Annotated in this window: 13 protein-coding genes and 1 tRNA gene; 8 read left to right on the top strand and 6 right to left on the bottom strand. The window is 71.8% G+C overall.

Annotated elements, in window-relative coordinates; all coding sequences use genetic code 11:
• Window positions 1-6: 6 nt before the first annotated feature.
• Window positions 7-83 (top strand) — tRNA-Arg (locus ACLF3M_RS15765).
• 492 nt (window positions 84-575) lie between these two features.
• Here the strand turns inward: ACLF3M_RS15765 and ACLF3M_RS15760 are convergent.
• Genes ACLF3M_RS15760 through ACLF3M_RS15750 form a run of 3 tightly spaced genes read right to left on the bottom strand, consistent with a single transcriptional unit; the run spans window position 576 to window position 3,335 of the window.
• Entirely contained in the window at window positions 576-1,544 is a 969-nt protein-coding gene (locus ACLF3M_RS15760) for a Bug family tripartite tricarboxylate transporter substrate binding protein (protein WP_430657901.1), read from the bottom strand.
• A 13-nt stretch (window positions 1,545-1,557) separates the two neighbouring features.
• Entirely contained in the window at window positions 1,558-2,367 is an 810-nt protein-coding gene (locus ACLF3M_RS15755) for an alpha/beta fold hydrolase (protein WP_430657900.1), read from the bottom strand.
• Window positions 2,364-3,335: a Bug family tripartite tricarboxylate transporter substrate binding protein gene (locus tag ACLF3M_RS15750; protein ID WP_430657899.1), complete on the bottom strand. Its 972-nt coding sequence runs from the start codon at window positions 3,333-3,335 to the stop codon at window positions 2,364-2,366. The genes ACLF3M_RS15755 and ACLF3M_RS15750 overlap by 4 nt, the downstream gene beginning before the upstream one ends.
• Before the next feature lie 219 nt (window positions 3,336-3,554).
• Between ACLF3M_RS15750 and ACLF3M_RS15745 the strand changes: the two genes are divergently transcribed.
• On the top strand, window positions 3,555-4,532 hold the full coding sequence (locus ACLF3M_RS15745; protein ID WP_430657898.1) for a Bug family tripartite tricarboxylate transporter substrate binding protein: 978 nt from the start codon (window positions 3,555-3,557) through the stop codon (window positions 4,530-4,532).
• Window positions 4,516-5,430 (top strand): NAD-dependent epimerase/dehydratase family protein, encoded by a 915-nt coding sequence (locus ACLF3M_RS15740; RefSeq protein WP_430657897.1) that lies wholly within the window; start codon window positions 4,516-4,518, stop codon window positions 5,428-5,430. The genes ACLF3M_RS15745 and ACLF3M_RS15740 overlap by 17 nt, the downstream gene beginning before the upstream one ends.
• A 123-nt stretch (window positions 5,431-5,553) precedes the next feature.
• On the opposite strand, the gene ACLF3M_RS15735 is transcribed toward ACLF3M_RS15740, so the two are convergent.
• Together ACLF3M_RS15735 and ACLF3M_RS15730 are read right to left on the bottom strand one after the other, a co-directional pair.
• The gene (locus ACLF3M_RS15735; RefSeq protein ID WP_430657896.1) at window positions 5,554-6,321 is read right to left on the bottom strand and encodes a phosphoadenylyl-sulfate reductase; all 768 of its coding nucleotides are present in this window, start codon (window positions 6,319-6,321) and stop codon (window positions 5,554-5,556) included.
• 181 nt (window positions 6,322-6,502) lie between these two features.
• Entirely contained in the window at window positions 6,503-7,909 is a 1,407-nt protein-coding gene (locus ACLF3M_RS15730) for an FAD/NAD(P)-binding protein (protein WP_430657895.1), read from the bottom strand.
• 312 nt (window positions 7,910-8,221) lie between these two features.
• On the opposite strand from ACLF3M_RS15730, the gene ACLF3M_RS15725 reads away from it, so the two are divergent.
• Together ACLF3M_RS15725 and ACLF3M_RS15720 are read left to right on the top strand one after the other, a co-directional pair.
• Window positions 8,222-9,187: a Bug family tripartite tricarboxylate transporter substrate binding protein gene (locus ACLF3M_RS15725; protein WP_430657894.1), complete on the top strand. Its 966-nt coding sequence runs from the start codon at window positions 8,222-8,224 to the stop codon at window positions 9,185-9,187.
• A gap of 459 nt (window positions 9,188-9,646) precedes the next feature.
• Window positions 9,647-9,832, top strand: coding sequence for a hypothetical protein (locus ACLF3M_RS15720; protein ID WP_430657893.1), 186 nt, complete (start codon window positions 9,647-9,649; stop codon window positions 9,830-9,832).
• Window positions 9,833-9,928: 96 nt separating this feature from the next.
• On the opposite strand, the gene ACLF3M_RS15715 is transcribed toward ACLF3M_RS15720, so the two are convergent.
• A complete protein-coding gene (locus ACLF3M_RS15715; RefSeq protein WP_430657892.1) occupies window positions 9,929-13,603 on the bottom strand; it encodes a response regulator in 3,675 nt (1,224 codons plus the stop codon).
• A 502-nt stretch (window positions 13,604-14,105) separates the two neighbouring features.
• Here ACLF3M_RS15715 and ACLF3M_RS15710 point away from each other — a divergent pair.
• The 3 genes from ACLF3M_RS15710 to ACLF3M_RS15700 all read left to right on the top strand — a co-directional run bounded on the left by ACLF3M_RS15710 (window position 14,106) and on the right by ACLF3M_RS15700 (window position 16,738).
• On the top strand, window positions 14,106-15,281 hold the full coding sequence (locus ACLF3M_RS15710; protein ID WP_430657891.1) for a zinc-dependent alcohol dehydrogenase: 1,176 nt from the start codon (window positions 14,106-14,108) through the stop codon (window positions 15,279-15,281).
• A gap of 16 nt (window positions 15,282-15,297) precedes the next feature.
• The gene (locus tag ACLF3M_RS15705; RefSeq protein ID WP_430657890.1) at window positions 15,298-15,894 is read left to right on the top strand and encodes a hypothetical protein; all 597 of its coding nucleotides are present in this window, start codon (window positions 15,298-15,300) and stop codon (window positions 15,892-15,894) included.
• Between the two features lie 292 nt (window positions 15,895-16,186).
• Window positions 16,187-16,738 (top strand): type 1 glutamine amidotransferase domain-containing protein, encoded by a 552-nt coding sequence (locus ACLF3M_RS15700; protein ID WP_430657889.1) that lies wholly within the window; start codon window positions 16,187-16,189, stop codon window positions 16,736-16,738.
• Window positions 16,739-16,748 lie beyond the last annotated feature (10 nt).

Raw genomic sequence — 16,748 nt, 5'->3', positions numbered from 1 at the left:
GGGCACGGACCCGTAGCTCAGCTGGATAGAGCGTTGCCCTCCGAAGGCAAAGGTCGCACGTTCGAATCGTGTCGGGTCCGCCAATCTATTCAGACGCTTGTGGATTGGACGGGGTGCGTCGGGACCGCCACATCCGCGAACATCCCGCTACGGCGTCCTGGCATCGCGCTCTACCCGATACCGGCGGGCCCGAGCGGTGGCCGCCAAGGCGAGGCACTCTGTAGATCCGGCAGGCACTCCACGCCTTCTGGACACTGCTTGGCACCGCGCACGGACATTCTCTCCGCGGCGCCGCGTGCGAACGGCGCTGTCTTCCAGATGCAGCACCAGTCGCGGAACGGGTTGCTGCAGGTGCTGTCCGGCTACGTGCGGCCGGCGCAGGGATGCGGCGGCAACGAACGCCCTGCGTATGAGGCACGGCTCTCCCTCGGGTCCCGACAACGACGTGCCCGGGCGCGCGCGCCGACGAGCGGTAGCGCATTCGGCACCGCGGCTACGTGAAAGTCCGACCCGAAGCGGTCATTGGGTGGCCGACTCTTAGCCCATTCGCAAGCGTCGCCTCGCCGCCGCGTCAATCATTCCATGCGGATGCCCGCTTCTCGCACCACGGTCGCCCATTTCGTGAGTTCCGCGTCGATGAAGGCCGCATAGCCCGCGGGATCGAGCGTGCCGGGCTCCACCTCCAGCGCGCGCAGCCGCTCTGCCACTGCCGGCTCGGCCAGGACGGCGCGGATCTCGGCGTTCAGCATCGCGACCACCCCGGCCGGCGTGCTCGCCGGCGCCGAGACGCCCTGCCAGGAAGATGCCGAGAAGCCCGGCAAGCCCTGCTCGTCGAAGGTTGGGATGTCCGGGAAGCCCGGCGCGCGGGCCAGGCTCGTGACGCCGAGCGGGCGCAGCGTGCCGCCGCGGATGTGGCCGGTCGCGGTCGGCAAATTGTCCACGAAGGCGTGCACCGTGCCGGCCAGCAGGTCGTTCAGCGCCGGGCCGGTGCCGCGGTAGGGCACGTGCAGCACCTCGACCCCCGCGCTGCGCTTCAGCAACTCCATCGTCAGGTGGGAGGAACTGCCCGCGCCCGGCGAGGCGTAGCTGAGGCCGCCTGGGCGTGTCTTCGCCAGCGCGATGAACTCCGGCAGCGTGCGCGCCGGCAGCGCTGGGTTGACCAGCAGCACGTTCGGGATGGTGCCGATCAGCGCGACATGCGCGAAGTCGCGCCGCGGGTCGTAGCCGATGTCCGGCACCAGCGCCGGCGCGATGCCGTGCGAGGCGATGTTGGACATCAGGATGGTGTGACCGTCGGGCTCCGCCCGCGCCACCGCGCGCGAGCCGACCGTCGCCGTCCCGCCCGGCCGGTTCTCCACCACCACGGGCTGGCTCAGTCGCACCGCGAGCCGTTCCGCAACGAGGCGCGCCAGCAGGTCCGTTGTGCCGCCGGGCGGGAAGGGCACGACATAGGTCACCTGCCGCCGCGGCCAGGAAGGCGCCTGCGCACGGGCAACGACCGGGGCCAGCGCGAGGGCAGCGGCGAGGCGGCGTCGGGCGAGCATGGCAGCGTTCTCCTCAGGCCGGGAACAGGGCGCGGTGCCAGTCGATCACAGGCGCCACGCCCGACTCGGCCCAGGGGCCGGTCATCAGGCAATGCGGCGCGTCCGGCAGCACGACGTGCGCGCCGCCGAGGAAGCGCGCGATCGCCTGGTCCTGCCCGGGCGGATGGCGTTCCGGATCGTCGCGACCGGCCTCGACGACGAGGGCGCGCACCCCGGCGAGGCGCGACGCATCGATCGGGATCGACAGCGCGTAACGCTCGTTCAGCGCGCGAGGTGCTTCCGGCGACAGCGCGGCGACGTAGTCGGCCAGCCCCTCCGGTCGCTCGCCGCCGAGATAGCGCGCCGCGACCACCGCGGCCGGGGGCGGCCTGAGCATCGCGCCTTCTGCCACGAGCGGCACGCGCTGCGCGCCTGGCAGGTTGCCCGGCGGAGAGGGCGCGACCAGCATCAGCCCCGCCGCATCGCCCAGCCGCTCCGCGGCCCGCATTGCGATCAGCGCGCCGAGGCTGTGGCCGAGCAGCACGGCCCGGCCGCCGAGCGCGGCGACGGCCTCCACCGCATCGGCGGCGTAGTCGTCCACGCCGGTCGCGGGATCGGCGCCGTGCTCCAGCGTGCCCTTGCCGCGCGGCTCAAGCGCGGCGGCTGCGATGCCCGCCGCGCCGAGGATCGAGAGCCACGGCGCGAAGCACCAGGCGCCGTGATAGCCGCCGGGAATGCAGAGGATCGGCACCCCCGCGCCCGGCCCGACGAAGACCGCGCCGCGCGACAGCGCGACGCGGAGCGTGCCGGGCGGAATGCGGCCCGGCGGCGGCGCCAGGCTCACTCCGGGTGGATCCCGGCGATGCGCACCCAATCCTGCCAGCGCGCGCGGTCGGCGACGAGGAAGCGGTCCATCTCGGCGGCCGGCATGAAGCCCGGCGTCAGGCCCTGCCGTACCAGCGCCGCGGCCACCGCCTGGTCCGCGACGGCGTCGCGCAGCAGCGTGCCCAGGCGATCGACGATCGGCGCGGGCGTGCCGGCTGGCGCGGTCAGGCCGAACCAGCCCTCCACGACGAAATCGGGGATGCTCTCCGCGACTGTCGGCAGGTCCGGATTCTGCACGGTGCGCCGCGCCGAGGAGACGGCGATCGGCGCCACGCGGCCGGATTGCAGCGCCGGCGCGGCCGACAGCGCATCGAGGAAGGCGAACTGGATCTGCCCGCTGATGAGGTCCGGCACGATCTGCGTGATGTTGCGATAGGAGGCGCCGGTGACGTCGATCTCCGCCCGCGCCTTCAGCAGCGCCGAGGGCACCTGCGAGGAGGAGGAGTAATAGCCGTAGAAGACCCGCCCCGGGTTGGCCTTGGCGTGCGCAACGAGCGCCGGGATCGACTTGAATGGCGCGTCGGCGGAGACGACCGCGATGGTGGGGTAGGTGCCGATCAGCCCGACATGCGCGAAGTCGCGCACGGGGTCGTAGGGCAGGCGGCGGAACAGGAACTCGTTCGCCGCATGGGTGGAGTTGGTGGAGACGAGGAAGGTGTAGCCGTCGGGCGCGGCCTGCTTCGCGGCCTCGGTGCCGAGCACGCCGCCCGCGCCGGCGCGGTTGTCGATGACGACGGGCTGGTGCAGCGACGGCTCGAAGGCGCGGCCGAGGGTGCGGCCGATGAAGTCGGCGGCGCCGCCGGCCGCCGAGGGGATGATGATCCGCACGGGACGCGCCGGCCAGTCGGGTTGCGCCTGGACCGCCACGGGTAGCGATGCTGCCGCCGCGCCGATCAGGGCGCGCCGCGTCGTGGCGGTGAATCTCATCCTCGTTTCCTCCTTGCCCCGGACAGCTTCGCCGATGGCGCGGCGCTTTGCACCTGGCGCGTCGCGATCGCGCGTTCCTTGCTGCCGCGGCGCGCGGAACGAGAGTTTCGTTCCGCGTCCGGTGCCGCACGGGGAAAGCCATTCCAGCGTCACGCCTGCCTTGCGCGCAACGCAGGCGTGACGCAGCCTGATCGCGTGCATCCGGGAGGACAACGGGACATGCTTCGCCGCCGCCAGGCGCTCGCGCTCGCCCTCGCCATGCCCGCGGCTGCCGGCGCGCAGCAGGCCGGTCCCTGGGTGCCGCCGCGCCCCGTGACCATCGTCGTGCCCTATCCCGCGGGCGGCCCGACCGACCTGCTCGCGCGGCTCGTCGCGCAGGACATCGCGCGCGACCTCGGCCAGCCCGTGGTCGTGGAGAACGTCTCGGGCGGCGCCGGCGCGATCGGCACCAGGCGGGTCGCCCAGGGCCCCGCCGACGGCACGGTGCTGGTGCTCGGCAACAACCAGACGCATGCGACCAACGTCTCGCTCATCGCGCAGGGCGGCGGGTACGATCCGATCCGGGACTTCACGCCGATCGCGGGGCTGGCCGACCTCCAGCACATCCTGGTCGTGCGCAACGAGCTGCCGGCGCGCGACGTGCCGGAATTCCTGGCCTTGCTGCGCGCGCAGCCCGGCAGGCTGTCCTGCGCCTCGACCGGGCAGGGCTCGGCGGCGCATCTGACGCTCGAGCTCTTCCGCGCGCGCACCGGGCTCGACATGACGCATGTCGCCTATCGCGGCTCGGCGCCGCTGCTGCAGGACATGCTAGGCGGCCATGTCGACGTGTCCTTCGCCACCACGCCGACGGTGCTGGACCAGGTGCGGGCCGGCCGGCTGCGCGCGCTCGCGGTCGCCTCGCCCAACCGCTCGCCGCACCTGCCGCAACTGCCGACGCTGGCGGAGGCCGGCGTGCCGGGCGTGGAGGCCGATGCCTGGCTTGCGCTCTTTGCACCAGCCGCCGTGCCGGCGCCGGCGCTCGCTCGCTATCGCACGCTGGTCGCGCAGACCATGGACAAGCCGGAGGCGATCGCGGAGACGACGCGGCTCGGCATGGCGCCGAACCTGCGCGCGGCGGAGCCCTTCGCCGTCTTCCTGGCCGAGGACGTGCGGCGCTGGGCGGAGGTGATCCGGACCGCGAATGTCCGCGCGGAGTAGCGGCGCGCGCATCCTCGTCACCGGCGGCGCGGGCTTCCTCGGCGGCCGCATCGCCGCGGCGCTCGCGGAGATGCCGGACGTGGCGGAGGTGACGGTGCTGGACCGCGTGCCGGCCGATGGCCCGTTCCGCTGCTTCGTTGGCGACCTCGCGGCGATCGCGGATGTCCTGCCGCAGGGCTTCGTGCCCGATACGGTGGTGCACGGCGCGGCGATCACGAGCCTGGCCAGCGATGCCGACCCGAAAGCGGCCTGGGCGATCAATGTCGAGGGCACGCGCGCCGTGATCGCGTGGTGCCGCGGCCTGCCGCGTCCGCCGCGTCTGGTGCTGCTCTCCTCGGTCGCGGTGCTCGCCGGCGGCGTCGCGGAGCCGGACGAGACGGCCGCGCTGGCCCCGGCGGGCACCTATGGCACGACGAAGGCTGTCGCGGAGTTGCTGGTTGCGGAGGCGACGCGACGCGGCGAGGTGGACGGTGTTGCGCTTCGCCTGCCGATCTCGATCGTCCGCACGATCCGGAGCGGCGCGCCGGGGGCAGGCTATCTCTCCGACCTCGTGCGGCATGCACGGGCGGGCCGGCGCTTCGTGGCGCCACTCGCGGCGGAGCGTCAGTTGCCGGTCGCCTCCGTGCGCGCCTCGGTGGCGCTGGCCTGCCGCGCGGCGCTGGCGGGATCGCTGCCCGCCCGGCTGATCCACCTTCCGTCGCTGGCGGTGTCGGGCGAGGCGACGCTTGCGGCGCTCGAGGCGGAGGGCGTCGCGGCGCGGCGGATCGTGGCCTTCGCGCCGGACCCGGCCGTCGAGCGCCTCGTCGCGGGCTGGCCGCGGCGGCTCGTCAGCGCTCACGCAAGCTTCGCGGCCGGCCTGGCGGATTACGACCTGGGATCGCTGCTGGCGACGACCTAGACCCGCATTGCCCTGACTGTGGTCAGGGCAATGCGGGTCCAGCTTTCCCCGGCCCGGCGATTCACGCTCTTCGGATGCCCGCCTGCGGCGTGCACACTCGGAGCAATCGCGGGCCAGGCGGGATCAGCGTCGCACGACGTGACGGACGACGGACGTGCCCGTGACCTCGCCGAGGCTGCGGGGATGCATGCCGCACTCCGTCTTCGCCTGGCCGCGCCAGCGGCCGGCGCGCTGGTCCTCGCCGGGTGCGACGCGGTCGGTGCAATGGCGGCAGCCGACCGAGGGATAGCCCTGCTCGGCCAGCGGATGCGCCGGCAACTCATTCACGACGCGGTAGGCCTCGATGGTGGAGGCATCCCAGTCCGCGATCGGGTTGAGCCGCAGCCTCCCGTCCGAGGCGGACTCCACCCAGGGCAGGCGCCGGCGTTCGGCGGTCTGGTAGCGCTTCCGGCCGGTGACGATCATCGCGAAGCCCTCCAGCGCGCGCGCCTGCGGCGCCGCCTTCCGCAAGGCGCAGCAGGCCTCGGCGTCGCGGGCCCACAAGATGCCGTCGGGATCGCGGTCGGCGAGTTCGGATGCGTCGGGGCGGACGCTGCGGACATCCAGCAGTCCGAGATCGCGGACCAGCGCGTCGCGGTGGCGCAGCGTCTCCACGAACAGCTTGCCCGTGTCGAGGAAGATCACGGGGATGCGCGGGTCCACGCCGGCGACGAGATGCAGCAGCACGGCGGATTGCGTGCCGAAGGACGACACGGCGGCGATGCGGCCAGGGAAGAGCGCAGCGGCCTCCCGCAGCCTGGACGCGGCATCCAGGCTGCCGAAGCGGGCATTCATCTCCTGCGCTACCTGCCGCAAGGAAGGCGAGGCCGCGACCGGCAACTCCCAGGGCATGCACTGGCCTCCGGCTCGCCCGCCCGTGGAGCGGCGGTGCGAAACGACCTATGCGCCGGCGTCACCAGAATGGCGAGAGGGCATGACAAAATTTCCTATATTGTTCGCCGAATAGAGTGTCTGATAGAATTCGTTTCCATTGAAGGGGCAGCTGGGAAATCGGATCCCGAGTGTGACCCGGTCAGGCGGCGTCGCGCGCGGGCAGCGCGGCGAGGACGCCGGCGATGTGGTCGGCCAGCGTCTCGCACTGGCGGCGGATGTCGGGCGCTGCCGTCATCTCCCAGAACGCCGCCTTGGTGACCGGCCCGATCGCGAACAGCCGCCTCGAGATCGCGCCGTTTCGGTCGCGCAGCGCGCAGGTCGCCGTGACGTCCAGCCCGAGCCGCAGCGGATCGGCGCGGCCGAGCCCGCTGTCGAGCAGCCCGCGCACCAGTGGGTCGGCGATGCGGTCGTAGTCGCAGCCCGGCCCGGCGCAGTTCACCAGCCGTGCCGCGCGCAGCGTCCGGATCGCGCCGTCGCGCCGCGCGCGGAAGGTCAGTTCCACCGTATCCCCGCGATCGGCGACGTCGCGGATGCGCCCGGCCTGCACGACGAACTGGCCCGCGGCACGCGCAGCCTCGATCCGCACCGCGACGGGACCCGCCATGCGATGGCGATGCACGTCCCACCAGGGGCGGAGATGGCGCAGAAAGCGCGCCTTCTCCGCCGGCGCCATCGCCTGCCAAAGGTCCTGGGTGAAGGGCCGGAGCGAGTCGATCAGCGGCTGCCAGGGAAGCCCCTGGGCGACGCGCCGCCGCGCTTCCTTCCGCACCAGGCGCGTCAGCGCCGATAGGCTCGTCGGGAGCGCGCCGGCCGGCGGCGGCACCGGCACGCCCGGCGCATGGGCGTGCGGCAGCAGGCCGCGGCGCGACAGCGCGTGAATCGGCCCGCGATGCCCGGCATCCAGCAGCGAGACCACCGCATCCACCGTCGTCAGCCCGGTGCCCAGCAGCAGCACGGTCGCGTCGGGGTCGAGGCCACCGAGCGCCTCCGGCGCCCAAGGGTCTGGGCGATACCAAAGACTGCCCAGCGCGGCGGGATCGATGCCGGGCGGCAATTCCGGCGGGAAGTTGCCAATGGCAAGCACGACGAGGTCTGCGACGACCGCGCGCCCTCGATCGAGCGACAGGCGCAGCCCCTCCGGCGTCTCCGCAAGGCCGACCACGTCGCCGCGCACGAGGTCGAGGCGATGGCGCTCGTGCGGCCGTGCGATCTCCGCATTCAGGAGATGGCGGACGTAGTCACCATAGAGCCCGCGCGACACGAAGGCTCCTGCGGCGGGCTCCGCGATCGTGGCGTCGGACGCCGCGCGCAGGCGCAGCCAGTCCAGGAAGTCGTCGGGCCGGTCGCGGAAGGCGCTCATCCGGCCAGCCGGCACGTTGAGGAGATGGCCGGCATTGCCGGTGGCATAGGCCTGGCCGCGGCCGAAGCTGCGGTTTCGCTCGAGCAGCGTCACGCGCGTCCCCGGCGGACATTTTCGCAGCAGGTGCAGCGCCAGCAGCGTGCCGCTGAAGCCGGCGCCGATCACGGCGATGCTCTGAGGATGCAACGCGGGCCTCCGTGGCGACGACGGTCGCGGCCGGACCATAGCACGATGATGAGGCGTCCTTTCCACCAAATCCCGGACGGACGCGTCACCGGGTGCGGCGCCACGGACGGCATGCGGCCCGCGCATGGCGCCGGGAAAGCCTTCCCGCGAGCGATCCAAGGAGCAGCAAACCCTTGCAGTAGCTGCGTCTTGAGGAGCAAGCGGCGCGGTGACGATGCGAACAACGCAATGCAATCGCAAAATACAAACAATGGACTCGTCATGGATCGTGGAATTGGCTACGCCTGATGACGCCACGATACCGGAGACCGCATGACACGCCGCCGCAGCCTTCTCGCCGCCGCCGCGTTGCCGTTCGCCCGTCCCGCCTTCGCGCAGGGCTTCCCGGGGCGCACCATCCGCGCCGTCGTCCCCTTTCCGCCCGGCGGTGGCGTCGATGCCTTCGCCCGCGCCTTCGTCCCCGCGCTGCAGGCGACGCTGGGCCAGTCCGTGGTGATCGAGAACATCGGCGGCGCTTCGTCGCGGCTGGGCACCCAGGCCGTGCTGCGCGCGCCGGCCGATGGCCACACCATCCTCATCACCAACGACACCCTGGCCGCCGTGGAGGCGCTGCCCGTGACGGGTAGCGGGCCCTTACTGCCGGGGCTGGCGCCCATTCTGCTGGGCGCCAGCGCGCCGCAGGTGCTGGTGACGCATCCAAGGTCCGGCATCGCGACGGCCGCCGACTATGCGGCGCGTCTGCGCGCCCAACGGCCGACCAATATCGGCGTGCCGGGCCTCGGCTCCTCGCAGCATTTCGCGAGCGAGTTGCTGGCGCAGGCGCTGGGCGGCCGGCCGGAGCATGTCGGCTATCGGGGCGGCGGACCGCTGCTGATCGACCTTGTCGCCGGTACGCTGGATGGCGGCGTGGTCACGCTCGGCGCGGCGATCGAGCAGATCCGCGAAGGGCGCCTGGTCGCGCTCGGCGTCACGGGCCTCGCGCGCAGCGCCGCGTTGCCTGCCGTGCCGGCCTTTGCCGAGGCCGTCGCGCCGGGCTTCGAGGCTGAGACCTGGGTCGGCGTGCTGGCGCCAGCAGCGACGCCGGCGCCGGCGCGCGCGGTCCTTGTCGAGGCTTCCACCGTGGCGCTGCGCGATGCCGGCGTGCAGCAGCGCCTCGCGGCGCTCGGCTTCGACATGCCGGGCCTGGGGCCCGAGGGCTTCGGCCCGAAACTTGCCGACACCGCGGCGCGGTTCGCCGCCGTGGCGCGCGCCGTCGGCCTGCGCGCGGAGGAGGCGTGATGCGCGACGGGTTCTTCCAACTGCTCGCCCGGAGCGGGCTGCTCCTGCTCGGCACTGGCGTGCTGCTGGTGGTCATGGGCCTCGGCCGCGTCGGTGGCGTGCCATGATCCTCGCCTCTCTGTTGTCCGTCTTCGTGGCGCTGGCCGAATGGCCGGCAGACGAGCAGCTCCTGCTCGACAGCATGGTGGTGCTGTGACGGACGGCGATCTCCGCCCCGCCGCTGGCGGAGGGCCGGCTTCCCGGCCACTCGATGCGGCACTGGCGTATCCCTACCCTGTTGCACTCGGCCGGGGCTGCGCGCCCCGGCCATTCTTCCCCGCGGAACCGTGTCGCCGCGCCTGACCGTCGCAATGCAAGTCAGGAGAACCGCGTCATGCTCCAGTCCCGTCCTATCGACCCTACCATCCGCTCCGCGGCCTCGGCGCGCTGTCGTTTGGCATCGACCTCTTCTCCAAGGTAATGATGGCCTTCTCCACCGTGCTCTTTGTCTTCATGCTGAACGTGCATGAGGGCCTGAAGAGGGTGATGCGGGACCTGGTGGACCTGTTCCGCACCATGCGCGCGCGGCGCGGCTTCATGTTGCCGGGCATAGACACAACCAGCGTCGGCCGCCGGCAAGGCGTGGTCTCGAACTGCACAACCTGACTACCGCCGGAGAGGGCGGAATCCGGAGCTTTCATGCCGCGAGAAGGGCGGAAGGTCCCTCCATGGACCGGGTAGGCTGCACCGTGCCGGCCCAGGCTATATGCTCGGCCGAAGCCCGGCTGCCGCGGCCAGCAGCACGAGGTCGGCGAGGGTGCGAGCGCCGAGGCTCTCCATGACGTGGGCGCGGTGGATCTCCACCGTGCGCGGGCTGAGCCCGATCTCCCGCGCAATCGTCTTGTTCGTCCCGCCGGCCAGCAGCCCTTGGAGGACCTCGCGCTCGCGGCCCGACAGCGCCGCGATGCGCGTCCGCGCATGCTCCGCCGCGTGGTCCCCCGCGGCGGCTTCGACCGAGCCGGCCAGCGCCGATGCGACCGCCGCCAGCATCGCGTCGTCGGCGTAGGGCACCTCGAGCCAGTCGACAGCGCCGGCCTTCATCGCCCGCACCGCGGTGCCGACGTCGCCCCGGCTCTCGCCCAGGGCGACCACCGGCAGGCCGATCCGGCGCGCCTTCAGCTCACCGACGACCAGCGGCGCCCAGCCGGCGGTGAAGTCGAGCACGACGCATCCCGGCAGGAGGGCCGGCGCCGCGTCCAGGAAGGCGCGTGCGGCATCGAAGGGCTGCACCTCATAGCCCGCGCGGCCCAGAAGCAGCGAGAGGCGCTGGCGCGAAGCCCTTTCCGCACCGACGAGGCAGACGCGGGTGCCGCCATGCGCAGTGACGTCCTGTGCTATCCCGCCGAGCTTCCTGATCCGGCCCTGCTCGTCGCGCATCGGGAAGAGCGTGTCCCGGATCCGGCGCACGTCGCCGCAAGGACGCAGGATGCGGTATCGCGCGACGGCGGCTTCGCCTCGGCGCACCCGATCCATCGCCGCGAGCACCTGGGCGCGGTCATCCCCGTGGATGCTCTCGGTCCAGAGCTCCAGGCCCTGCGGCATCGTGCCACGCAGCCGGCCCCACACCGCCTCGAAGGCGCGGCTCAGATACTCGATGCGCGCCCCCTCGAGGTCGGCAACCCAGAGCACGCTGGCCGAATGCTCGGCGAACTCCCGGAACCGCGCCTCGCTCTCCCGCAGCGCCGCCTCGGCCCGTTTGCGTTCGGTCACCTCGAGCGCGGCGCCGACGAAGGAGACGGGACGGCCTTCCTCGAAGAAGGTTCGGCCATGCGTGGACACCCACCGTTCCACGCCGTCGCCGATCCCGACGACGCGGTAGTCGAGGTGGTAGACGCCGTTACCGGCGGGGTCCGTGCAGGCCGCGATGGCGGCCTCGACCATGGTGCGGTCGTCGGGGTGGATGCCGGCCAGGAAGACGTCCACGTTCACCGGGGCGTCCGGTGGCAGGCCCCAGATCGCCCGGAGGCGGTCGTCCCATTCGAGGGCGCCGGTCACGGGATCCCAGGAGTACGGCGATAGACCCACCAGGTCGACGGCGGCCTGCAGTCGCGCCTCGCTCCGCTGCACCTGCGCCGCGGCCCCCCGCCGCAGCCGCGCGAGCTCCAGGTGCGAAGCCACGCGTGCCAGCAGCTCGCGGGCGGCGAATGGCTTCACGAGGTAATCGTCCGCCCCGGTCCCCAGGCCTTCGATGCGTGCTTCCTCGCCGGCGCGCGCGGAGAGCAGGATGACCGGCACCTCCGCGAAGCCTGGCTCCCGCCGCAGTGCCGCGGCCAGCTCGAGCCCGCCGAGTTCCGGCATCATCACGTCAGCCAACACGAGGCCGGGCCTGCGGCGCCGCGCGGCCGCGAGCGCCGCCCCGCCGTTGGCCACCGCCTCCACGGCCCAACCCTTCGCGGACAGGAGGCGGGAGAGGTAGTCGCGCATGTCGGCATTGTCTTCGGCCAACAGGATCGTCTCCTGCTCCGTCGCCGGCGCGGTGCCGACCGCCTGCGCCTGGCCGCGGTGGCGCAGCGCCGGCTCCGCCTTTTCCGCGTGCACCTCGTTTGGCAGCCACCGCAGCGCCTCCTCGACGTAAGCCGCCGCGCGGTCCGCGGTGCAGGACAGGGCGCGCGGGCCGCCGACGCGTTCCGCCGGCAGGTGCGCCGTGCCGAAGGGCAGCGTAACGGCGAAGGTCGTGCCCCGGCCGGGCTCGCTCGTCGCCCCAATTGTCCCGCCGTGCAGGTGGACGAGTTCCTGCACCACCGCCAGGCCGATGCCGCTGCCCTCGTGCGAACGGCTCCTCTGGCCCTCGACGCGGTGGAACCGCTCGAAGACGCGTGGCAGATCGGCCGCCGCGATGCCGGTGCCGGTGTCGCTGACCCGCAGCTCGGCCCCGCCGCCCGGGGTGGCGGCCAGGCGCACCGCGATGCCGCCCTCGAAGGTGAACTTGAACGCGTTGGAGAGGAGGTTGAGGACGATCTTCTCCCACATGTCCCGGTCCACCCAGACCGGCTCCGGTAGCGGCTCGCATGCGACGTCGAGGCGCAGGCCGGCGTGGCCGCAGGCGGAGCGGAAGCTGGAGGCCAGCTCCGCGGTAAGGCGGGCGAGGTTGGTCGGCTCGTAGTTGGCCTGGGCGCGGCCTGCCTCGATGCGCGAAAAATCGAGCAACGCGTTGACCAGCCGGAGCAGCCGCAGGCTGTTGCGATGCGCCATCTCGGCCAGCGCCCGGTCGCCCGGAGGAGACTCGGGCCTGGCGAGGAGTTCCTCGAGCGCGCCCAGCATCAGGGTGCGTGGCGTTCGGAATTCATGGCTGACGTTCGAGAAGAACGCCGTCTTGGCCCGGTCAACCTCGGCCAGCGCCTCGGCACGACGGCGCTCGGCCTCGTACGCGTCCGCGTTGGCGATGGCCGCGGTGATCTGGCCCGCCACCAGGCCGAGGAATTGCCGGTAGCCCTCGTCGAACAGGCGAAACGGGTTCAGGCCCACGACGAGGACACCGGCCCGGCCGGTCGCACCCGCCACCGAGATCGGGAGCATGGCCGCCGACACCGGCGGCCGATTCCAGGCGCTGCCCGTCGGCGGGCCGCCCGCGAAGCGCGCCGCCAGGTCGGGGACGACGCGCATCTCTGGATGGCGCAGCACCTCGGCGAAGGGCCAGGGCCACAGACCGTCGAGGGGTGCGGAGGCCGGGGCCGCCGCGTGGCCGGGCTCGATCCCCGCGGCGCCGACGAGCGACAGACTTCGCCCGTCCGGCTCCGCCATGTAGATCATCGCGAAGGGGAGATCCCGCGGATTGGTGGCGAGCACGGCGGCGCCCCGCTCGCAGACCTGCCGCCAGCTGCGCGCGTCGGCCGTGCCGGCGGCCAGGTCCCGCAGCGAGGTGAGCTGGCGCTCGCCGATGACGCGCTGCGTGTCGTCGGTGTTGGCGCAGATGATGCCGCCAGCGCCCCCCTCGTCCTTGGGCACGGGACTGTAGGAGAAGGTGTAGTAGGTCTCCTCGGGGTAGCCGTTGCGTTCCATGATGAGGAGTTGCTCTTCGACGTAGGTGCCCTCGTCTCCCCTCATCGCCGTGGCCAGCATCGGGCCGATCTCGCCCCAGATCTCCCGCCACACCTCCGCGGTCGGCCGGCCGAGCGCCCAGGGATGCTTGCCGCCGATGATGGTCTTGTACGCGTCGTTGTAGAGGTAGGTCAGCTCTTCGCCCCAGCCGATCCAGATCGGCTGGCGGGAGGTCAGCATGATCCGAACCGCGGTCTTCAGGCTCCGGGGCCAGGTCTCGGGCGGGCCGAGCGGCGTCGACGCCCAGTCCTTTGCTCGCACCAGCGCCGCGAGCTCGCCACCGCCCGCGAGAAAGGCCGGATCGCCGTGCATCGGGCGCGCCGCCCCGGTGTCGTTCACGACGCCACGCCCAGGCCGCCGATCGGTGGACGAAACTGCCCCGCCGCGCGGCGCTGCCCGTGCCATTTCGTCCGAGGTCGTCTTTCGGCCATGAGAACCTAGGGTCCAACCAACGCACGATCCCGGGCCCCATGAAGCAGCGCCCAGGCCCGGTCATCGGCTGCCAAGTGGGGCGTGCTCGCCCGCTGAAATGCCTTCGCAAGACTGAATGCAACAGCGGGCAGCACGTTCCTGGTCGCCCGACATTTCGACATTCGCCGCGCGCAATCTTCCGGCGTGCTGACGCTCGCCCCCAACTTGGCATTCGCAGGTGCGAAGCGCCGGGGCGGGAAGTCCGGTTTCTAGACCCGCCGCATGGTCCGGACAGGGACGTCCCTTAGGGTACTTCCGTACGGAACGCAGGCGGGGCGCAGGCGTGTCCTGCAGGCGCGCCGATGATGGCCCGCATGTCCGACGCGAGGCGAGCCGCCCCGCACAGAGCCATCAAGGGGAAGGATCTTCAATGAAAGCCCTGGTCTGGCACGGAAAGGAAGACATCCGCTGCGATTCCGTCACCGACCCGCGGATCGAGGAGCCGCGTGACGCCATCGTGCGGGTGACGAGCTGCGCGATCTGCGGCTCCGACCTGCATCTCTTCCACAACTTCATCCCCGCCATGCTGCCCGGCGACATCATGGGCCATGAGATGATGGGCGAGGTCGTCGAGGTCGGCCACGGCGTGGACGGCCGGCTGAAGAAGGGCGAGCGCATCGTCATCCCCTTCACCATCATCTGCGGCGAATGCGAGCAGTGCCGCCGCGGCAACTTCTCGGTCTGCGAGACGACCAACCGCAAGAAGCACCTCGCTGAGAAGGTGTTCGGGCATCCGACCGCCGGCCTGTTCGGCTACACCCACCTCACCGGCGGCTACCCCGGCGGGCAGGCCCAGTATGTCCGCGTGCCCTTCGCTGACGCGACCCACATCAAGGTGCCGGATGGCCTGACGGACGAGCAGGTGCTGTTCCTCGGCGACATCCTTCCGACGGGCTGGCAGGCCGCCGTCCAGTGCGACATCCAGCCCGAGGACACGGTGGCGATCTGGGGCTGCGGGCCGGTCGGGCAGATGGCGATCCGCAGCGCCATCCTGCTGGGCGCGAAGCAGGTCGTCGCGATCGACCACCTGCCCGAGCGGCTCGGCATGGCCGAGGCGGCCGGCGCCATCACCATCGACTTCGACGAGGAAAGCGTCGTCGAGCGGCTGAACGAGCTGACCGGCGGCAAGGGGCCGGAGAAGTGCATCGACGCGATCGGCATGGAGAGCCACGTCACGCCCTGGCAGCCCGACACGGTCCTCGATCGCGCCAAGCAGTTGCTGATGCTGGAAAGCGACCGGCCGCACGTGTTGCGCGAGATGATCTATGTGTGCCGGCCGGCCGGCGTGATCTCCGTCCCCGGCGTCTATGGCGGGCTGATCGACAAGTTCCCGATGGGTCTCGCGATGAACAAGGGCCTGACCTTCCGCATGGGCCAGACCCACGTGAACCGCTGGACCGACGACCTGCTGCGCCGGATCGAGGAAGGCCAGATCGATCCCTCCTTCGTCGTCACCCACACCGCGCGGCTCGAGGACGGGCCGGAGATGTACAAGGTGTTCCGCGACAAGCAGGACAACTGCGTCAAGGTTGTGTTGAAGCCCTGAGCCGGAGACGAAAACCATGGGCTATCTCTCGAACATCGCCCGGTCCGAGGGCGATCCGAAGATCCTCCGCTCGGGCCCGAGCTCGCGCGGCAACGCGGACGAATTGGCCCGCGCGCTCGGCTGGTTCAGCATCGGCCTCGGCCTCGCCGAGCTGTTCGCGCCACGCCAGTTCACCCGGGCGCTCGGCATGGAGGGCAGCGAGACGCTGGTGCGCAGCTACGGCCTGCGCGAGATCGGCCATGGCATCCTGTCGCTGTCGCCGGACAAGACGACCGGGCTCTGGAGCCGTGTGGGCGGGGACGCGCTCGACATCCTCACCCTTGCGACCGCCTATCGCCCCGACAATCCGAAGCGCGACAATGTCGGGCTCGCCCTCGCCGCGGTCGCCGGCATCACGCTGCTCGACGTGGTTGGGGCGCAGGCCGTGACCAGCCGGCATCGGCGGACGGGTGGCGACCGGCAGCGCTACCGCGACCGCAGCGGCTTCCCGCAGGGAGCGCGGAACGCGCGTGGCGCCGCGCGCAAGGATTTCCGCACACCGCCGGACATGCAGGCGGCGCCGGCGCTCGCAGCCGTGTCCCGCGTCGGCGACGACGCCACCTCGACGGCCTGATCGGCGGCCGGCGGCCCGGATCGCCGCCGCCTTCGCCGGGCGGCTGCTGTTCAGTACCCCGGGTCGCCGCCGCTCCATCTGCATTTCAAACGCCAGGAGCCGGCTGATGGGAGTGACGCTGCGTTCCGGCCAGCAGCACGGCCAGCGCTACGTGGAGAGCTGCGTCCGGGCCGTGTTCATGCCCTGACGACATCCAGGAACAGCCTTCCGGACGCAGGCTTCAGGCAAGTCGATTCCACCGGACTCAATCCCGCACGGAGACACGAACATGGCATCTGGCAAACTCGACGGAGTGAAGGTCGCGATCCTCGTCACCGACGGCTTCGAGCAGGTCGAGATGACCGAGCCGCGCAAGGCGCTCGACGAGGCCGGAGCGCGGACCAGCATCGTCTCGCTCAAGGACGACAAGGTGCGCGGCTGGAAATTCACGGAATGGGGCGACGAGTTCCCCGTCGACGTCCCCCTTGCCCGGGCGCGCCCGGAGGATTTTGACGCCATCCTGCTGCCGGGCGGCGTGATCAACCCGGATAAGCTCCGCATGGACGAGAACGCGGTCCTGTTCGCCCAGGCTTTCCTCGACGGCGGCAAGCCGGTGGCGACGATCTGCCACGGGCCCTGGACCCTGATCGAGACCGGCAAGATGCGCGGGCGTCGCCTCGCCTCCTGGCCTTCGCTCCAGACCGACATCGAGAATGCCGGCGCGGAGTGGGTGGACCAGGAAGCGGTGGTGGACGGCAACCTGGTCTCTAGCCGCAAGCCCGACGATATCCCTGCCTTCAATCGCGAGATGATCGGTCTGTTTGGTCGTGCGCGTGGCGGCCAGGCTGGGCAGCGGGCGACGTGACGGAATGGTC

The sequence above is a fragment of the Falsiroseomonas sp. HW251 genome, assembly GCF_050563545.1.
In the GTDB taxonomy this organism is placed as follows: Bacteria; Pseudomonadota; Alphaproteobacteria; order Acetobacterales; family Acetobacteraceae; genus Falsiroseomonas.
Note: the sequence above shows the minus strand (reverse complement) of the source record. Positions and strands in the feature narration are given on the sequence as shown.

Coding starts and splice junctions, on each gene's coding strand:
- ACLF3M_RS15735 (WP_430657896.1), bottom strand. CDS start 6,321: ATGCCCTGGGAGTTGCCGGTCGCGGCCTCGCCTTCCTTGCGGCAGGTA.
- ACLF3M_RS15760 (WP_430657901.1), bottom strand. CDS start 1,544: ATGCTCGCCCGACGCCGCCTCGCCGCTGCCCTCGCGCTGGCCCCGGTC.
- ACLF3M_RS15705 (WP_430657890.1), top strand. CDS start 15,298: ATGGGCTATCTCTCGAACATCGCCCGGTCCGAGGGCGATCCGAAGATC.
- ACLF3M_RS15720 (WP_430657893.1), top strand. CDS start 9,647: ATGATGGCCTTCTCCACCGTGCTCTTTGTCTTCATGCTGAACGTGCAT.
- ACLF3M_RS15725 (WP_430657894.1), top strand. CDS start 8,222: ATGACACGCCGCCGCAGCCTTCTCGCCGCCGCCGCGTTGCCGTTCGCC.
- ACLF3M_RS15740 (WP_430657897.1), top strand. CDS start 4,516: ATGTCCGCGCGGAGTAGCGGCGCGCGCATCCTCGTCACCGGCGGCGCG.
- ACLF3M_RS15710 (WP_430657891.1), top strand. CDS start 14,106: ATGAAAGCCCTGGTCTGGCACGGAAAGGAAGACATCCGCTGCGATTCC.
- ACLF3M_RS15745 (WP_430657898.1), top strand. CDS start 3,555: ATGCTTCGCCGCCGCCAGGCGCTCGCGCTCGCCCTCGCCATGCCCGCG.
- ACLF3M_RS15750 (WP_430657899.1), bottom strand. CDS start 3,335: ATGAGATTCACCGCCACGACGCGGCGCGCCCTGATCGGCGCGGCGGCA.